The organism is Acidisphaera sp. S103 (genome assembly GCF_009765975.1).
Classification (GTDB): Bacteria; Pseudomonadota; Alphaproteobacteria; order Acetobacterales; family Acetobacteraceae; genus Rhodopila.
The window spans coordinates 13624-19161 of record NZ_LMUJ01000067.1 but is presented as its reverse complement, the minus strand read 5'-3'; the positions used below and the strand labels follow the sequence as shown (position 1 = coordinate 19161).

Genomic DNA, 5538 nt, shown 5'->3' with positions numbered 1-5538 from the left:
TTGGCGGACGGCGCGTAGGGGGCAAAAATCGCGGCGGCTTCCTCAGGGTGCTCGAAGACGAAGCCCTGAGCCTCCAGGATCGCCTCGGTCAGCGCCGCGGCGGCCGGTTTGTCGTCGCGGATCAGGCCGCCGCGCACGCCCAGCACGCAACAGGTGCGGTGGGCGTAGTCGCCGTCGAGGTTGGTGGCGACCTCCGCCAGGCCATCGCGGTCGCGGATGACCCAGGCCAGCGGATCACCCAGGGTGAATGCCTGGATTTCCCCTTTCTGCAGCGCCACCGGCAGCAGATCGGCCGGGAACACTTTCCACTCCACGTCGGCCAGCGGATCGATGCCCAGTTTGGCGAGGCGGATGGAGAAGAAGTTCTTGTCCGGAGCCCCCAGGTCGGCGACGCCGACGACCTTGCCCTTCAGGTGCTCCAGCGAGGTGATGCCGTTGCCCTTGGCGGACAGCAGCCGCATGCAGCCGCCATGGATCCCGGTGGTGATGCGGACATCGAACCCCTGCTCCAGCGGTTTCAGCCAGCGCAGCGCCATGCCGACGCCCGCATCGGCCTTGCCGGTGGCGATCGCCTCCAGCAACTGGTCGGTGGAGCCGCCGAAGTTGATCAGGTCGACATCCAGGTTGCGCTTGGTGAAATACCCCTTCTGCTGCGCCACCGGCACGCCGACGGTGCAGATGGCGCTGGCATTCCAGGTCAATTTCACCGTGCGGCGCTGGGTGACCACGGTCACCGGCACGGTGGCGGCGGCCTTGCAGATCGGCGGCGCCATCAGGTCGTCGGGGATGGCCGGGCGATTGCCGGCGAACACACGGGTGGCGATCAGGCCCAGCGGGGCAGCGACACCGGCAGCCTGAAGCAGGCCTCGGCGCGAGACGGAGACGCGTGTCATGGAAAATCCTTCCGGTTAGTGCGCCAGCGGCGACGTCAGGCGGCCACCGAGGTAGAGACGCCGAGCGAGGCGCTGGACGTCGGCCAGGGTGGGCCAGATCGATCCGTCGAGGTCATCCAGCTTCAGGTCGGTGGCGATGAAGCGATAGCCGCTGTCCAGGCGCACCGCGGCGCCGACAAAAGTCCCGTCGATATCGATGACGTGGGATTGCAACATGGAATGGGTCCTTTCTGGGACCGGGACTGCGATCCGCGGGGGCTGCTTCGGCCTCACCGGCGGACCGCCCTTCCCGCGAATTCAGAGGTGGGCAGGTTCGGTCAGGTTCGGTGCGGGGCACCGACACCGCATCGGCGGGCAACAGCGGCACATCGCCACCGCCGCCTGGCGGTCCGAGGATGTGATTCGTGCTGTATGGGTCATCCACCGTTCTCCTGCTCAGACCGGCGCGGGGCCGGTTGATGTGAGGATAAGAGGATATTTTTCTGTGTAAGTGCAACACATGAGTCTAATAAAGTTTTATTTTCTATTCCTGAGCGTATGGCGGCAAAAATCGGTTATATTCCGCACCGCGGCGAAAACCAGGATATCCGTCGGCTTGCCACCGCTGCCGCCCGCTGCTCCTATCCGCTGAACGAACCACGGGAGCGAGCGGGTGAATCAGGACAGCCGACACATCGTGATCGCCGGCGCAGGCCATGCCGGTGGCTCCGCCGCGGCCATGCTGCGGCAGATGGGCTGGCAGGGCGCGATCACCCTGATTGGTGACGAACCCATCCCGCCCTACCAGCGCCCGCCCCTCTCGAAAGCCTGGCTGCAAGGCGAGGCAACCGCCGAAAGCCTGGCGCTGCGGCCTGCCACTTTCTACCCCGAGGCGACGATCGCCCTGCGGCTGGCGACCCGTGTGACCGGGATCGACCGGACGGCGAAGACCGTCGCGCTGTCGAACGGGGAGAGCCTGTCGTATGACGTCCTGATCCTGGCGCTGGGTGCCAGGGCGCGGCGGCTGCCTTTGCCGGGGGCGGACCTGGATGGCGTGCTGGAACTTCGATCGGCGGCGGATGCGGATCGCCTGAAGGCGGCGTTGCAGCCGGGTGCCAGGCTGGCGGTGATCGGCGGCGGGTATATCGGCCTGGAAGCCGCCGCATCCGCCAGGGCCTTGGGGGCCGAGGCCATCATTATCGAGCGCGAAAGCCGCGTCCTGGCCCGGGTCGCCTGCCCCATCCTGTCGGATTTCTTCCACAATTTTCACCGTGGCCAGGGCGTGGCGATCGAGGTCGATGCCCAGGTCGCCGCCCTGGACGGCGCCAATGGCCGCGTCACCGGCGTCCGGCTGGGCGATGGCCGATCGATCCCATGCGATGCCGCGCTGGTCGGGGTCGGCGCCATCGCCAACGACGAGTTGGCCGCGGAGGCTGGGCTGGCCTGCGGCAACGGCATCGTCGTGGACCTGGCGGCCCGGACCAGCGATCCGGCGATCTTCGCGATCGGCGACTGCACCAGCCGTCCTTTGCCGCTGTATGAACGGACGGGCCGTCTGGAGAGCGTGCCGAATGCCTTGGAACAGGCCAAGCAGGCCGCCGCGTCGATCTGCGGCAAACCTCAGCCGGCGCCCGAGGTGCCGTGGTTCTGGTCCGACCAGTACGATTTGCGCCTGCAAATCGCCGGCATGCCGTTCGACACCACCGAGATCGCTGTCCGAGGCGACGTGGACGCCGGAAAATTCGCCTTGTTCCACCTGACCGAGGATGGCACGGTCCAGGCGGTGGAAGCGGTCAACGCCTCCACCGAATTCATGGGTGGACGACGGATCATCCAGCGGCGCAAACGTCTTACTCGCGCGCGTATCGCGGATATGTCAGTATCGATGCAGGAACTGGCAGCATAACGCCGGCAAACAGGGAACGTTCAATGCCTAAGATAACCTATATCGAGCATAACGGCACCGCACACACGGTCCAGGTTCCGGTTGGCAAATCCGTGATGCAGGGTGCCATCAACAACAACGTCCCGGGCATCGATGCCGATTGCGGCGGCGAATGCGCCTGCGCCACCTGCCACGTCTATATCGACGCCGCCTGGCTGGACCGCATCGGCCTGCCGGTGCCGGGATCGCAGGAAGCCAGCATGCTGAGTTTCGCCGCCGTCACCCAGCCGGATTCCAGGCTGTCCTGCCAGATCGAGGTCGCCGACGACCTGGATGGCCTGGTCGTGCGGATGCCGGAAGGACAGCACTGATTTGTGATAAGGAGGCTCCGCCATGAATGCACCGGTCCATTACGATCCTGCTTCGGATGCCTACACGACACCGCTCGACCAGATTGACGTCAGCGATCCACATCTGTTCCAGGATGACGTCTACTATCCGTATTTCGAACGCCTGCGCCGCGAGGCCCCGGTCCACTACCGCAAGGACGGCAAATACGGGTCGTTCTGGTCGGTCACGAAGTTCAAGGACATCATGGCGGTGGAAACGCACCCGGAGATCTATTCCTCCGAGGCGCGGCTGGGCGGCATCACCATCACCGACCGGCCGATGGAATTCCGCCGGTCCAGCTTTATCTCCATGGATCCGCCGCGGCATGATGAGCAGCGCAAGGTCGTCAGTCCGATCGTCGCGCCCGCCAACCTGAACAATATGTCGTCGGTCATCCGCGAACGCGTCTGCACGGTGCTGGACGGGCTGCCGCGCAACGAAACCTTCGACTGGGTGAAGCGTGTGTCGATCGAACTGACCACGCTGATGCTGACGACGTTGTTCGACTTCCCCATCGAGGAACGCAACAAGCTGACCTTCTGGTCCGACTGCGCCACCGCGGACGTCAACGCCGGCGGCATTGTCAATTCGGAAGAAAAACGGCTGGAAATCCTCGGTGATGCGCTGCGCACCTTCACAGGCCTGTGGCACGAACGCGCTGCCCGTCCCGGCGGGTTCGACCTGATCTCCATGCTTGCCCACAGTGAGGCGACCCGGAACCTCGTCAACGACCCGGCGGAATTCCTCGGCAACCTGACACTGCTGATCGTCGGCGGCAACGACACCACGCGCAATTCCATGAGCGGCGGGTTGTGGGCACTGTGCAAGCACCCGGCGGAATATCAGAAACTGCGCGACAACCCCGGCCTGATCCCCAGCATGGTGCCGGAGATCATCCGGTGGCAGTCGCCCATCGTGCATATGCGCCGCACCGCGCTGGCCGACGCCGAACTGGGCGGCAAGCAGATCAAGGCCGGCGACAAGGTAGTGATGTGGTACATCTCCGGCAACCGCGATGAAGATTCGATCGACAACCCGAACGAATTCATCATCGATCGCGCTCGGCCGCGGCATCATCTGTCGTTCGGCTTCGGGGTGCATCGTTGCGTCGGCAACCGCCTGGCGGAGATGCAACTGATTATCCTTTGGGAGGAGATCATGAAGCGCTTCCCCAGGATCGAACTTGTGGAAGAACCGAAGCGCATCTACTCCAACTTCATCCACGGTATCACCGAAATGAAAGTGCGTATTCCGGCATGATCCAACCACTTGAGGCCGGCGTTTTGCCGCCGGGTATCCGATCCCGTTTCGTGGACGGGGTGAACGGATTGCGTGTCCATCTGCTGGAGGCTGGAACGCCGGGTAACCCATGCGTGCTGATGCTGCACGGGTTCCCGGAACTGGCCTACGCCTGGCGCTACGTGATGCCGGCCTTGGCGGAGGCCGGCTACTACGTCGTCGCTCCGGACCAGCGTGGTTTCGGCCGCACCACCGGGTGGGATCCTGAGTACGACGGCGATTTGGCATCGTTCCGCCAGTTAAACCTTGTGCGCGACATGGTTGGGCTGCTGGCGGCCCTGGACCTGGCATCTGTGGTGGCCGTTGTCGGCCATGATTCCGGGGCCGGTGTTGCCGCATGGTGCGCTTTGCTGCGTCCGGATCTTTTCCACTCCGTGACGCTGATGAGCGCGCCGTTCGCCGGGCCGCCGGCTTTGACGCCACCAGGTAATCTGGACATCCACACGGCGCTGGCGACACTGGACCGGCCGCGGAAGCATTATCAGTGGTATTACTCGACGCGTGAGGCCAATGCCGACATGACCAACAGCCGGCAAGGCATGCATGATTTCCTGCGCGCCTATTATCATCATAAAAGTGCTGATTGGGCCGGGAATAAGCCGTTCCGGCTGGCCGGAGCGACCGCGGCTGAACTGGCGAAGATGCCGACCTATTACATCATGGACCTGGGCGAGACGATGCCGCAGACGGTGGCCCACGAAATGCCCAGCCCGGAGGCGATCGCCGCCTGCCGCTGGCTGCCCGAGTCCGCGATGCGTGTCTACAGCGGTGAATACGAGCGGACGGGGTTCCAGGGTGGGCTGCAATGGTACCGCAGCCGTACCCAGAGCGTCATGACCACGGACCTGCAGGTGTTCAGTGGCCGGACCATCGACGTGCCGTCCATGTTCGTCTCAGGCCGGCAGGATTGGGGTATCTACCAGACCTACGGGGCGATCGAACGCATGCAAAACACTGTTTGCACGCGGATGACCGGGGTGCATCTGCTGGATGGCGCGGGTCATTGGGTGCAGCAGGAAAAGCCGGATGAGGTGATCGCGTTGTTGCTGGCGTTCCTGCGCCGCTGAAGGTTGGCTGAACCGTCTTATCGCC

Annotated in this window: 6 protein-coding genes; 4 read left to right on the top strand and 2 right to left on the bottom strand. The window is 64.2% G+C overall.

Going from position 1 to position 5538, the window contains the following annotated elements; translation table 11 throughout:
• Nucleotides 1–893: ABC transporter substrate-binding protein (locus GSQ89_RS24610; RefSeq protein ID WP_158930231.1), on the bottom strand; the 893-nt coding region annotated here is incomplete at its 3' end.
• Between the two features lie 15 nt (nt 894–908).
• The gene (locus GSQ89_RS24605) at nt 909–1109 is read right to left on the bottom strand and encodes a hypothetical protein (RefSeq protein WP_158930229.1); all 201 of its coding nucleotides are present in this window, start codon (nt 1107–1109) and stop codon (nt 909–911) included.
• Nucleotides 1110–1545: 436 nt separating this feature from the next.
• Here GSQ89_RS24605 and GSQ89_RS24600 point away from each other — a divergent pair, with 436 nt between their 5' ends.
• Genes GSQ89_RS24600 through GSQ89_RS24585 form a run of 4 tightly spaced genes read left to right on the top strand, consistent with a single transcriptional unit; the run spans nt 1546 to nt 5513 of the window.
• Nucleotides 1546–2778, top strand: a complete 1233-nt coding sequence (locus GSQ89_RS24600) for an NAD(P)/FAD-dependent oxidoreductase (protein ID WP_158930227.1) — start codon at nt 1546–1548, stop codon at nt 2776–2778.
• Nucleotides 2779–2801: 23 nt separating this feature from the next.
• Nucleotides 2802–3128: a 2Fe-2S iron-sulfur cluster-binding protein gene (locus tag GSQ89_RS24595; protein WP_158930225.1), complete on the top strand. Its 327-nt coding sequence runs from the start codon at nt 2802–2804 to the stop codon at nt 3126–3128.
• A 22-nt stretch (nt 3129–3150) separates the two neighbouring features.
• Nucleotides 3151–4407: a cytochrome P450 gene (locus GSQ89_RS24590; protein WP_158930223.1), complete on the top strand. Its 1257-nt coding sequence runs from the start codon at nt 3151–3153 to the stop codon at nt 4405–4407.
• Nucleotides 4404–5513 (top strand): alpha/beta fold hydrolase, encoded by a 1110-nt coding sequence (locus tag GSQ89_RS24585; protein WP_158930221.1) that lies wholly within the window; start codon nt 4404–4406, stop codon nt 5511–5513. The genes GSQ89_RS24590 and GSQ89_RS24585 overlap by 4 nt, the downstream gene beginning before the upstream one ends.
• Nucleotides 5514–5538: the final 25 nt, after the last annotated feature.

What these genes read in the sequence shown, in the direction of transcription:
- GSQ89_RS24590 (WP_158930223.1), top strand. Translation starts at nt 3,151, where the DNA reads ATGAATGCACCGGTCCATTACGATCCTGCTTCGGATGCCTACACGACA.
- GSQ89_RS24595 (WP_158930225.1), top strand. Translation starts at nt 2,802, where the DNA reads ATGCCTAAGATAACCTATATCGAGCATAACGGCACCGCACACACGGTC.
- GSQ89_RS24585 (WP_158930221.1), top strand. Translation starts at nt 4,404, where the DNA reads ATGATCCAACCACTTGAGGCCGGCGTTTTGCCGCCGGGTATCCGATCC.
- GSQ89_RS24605 (WP_158930229.1), bottom strand. Translation starts at nt 1,109, where the DNA reads ATGTTGCAATCCCACGTCATCGATATCGACGGGACTTTTGTCGGCGCC.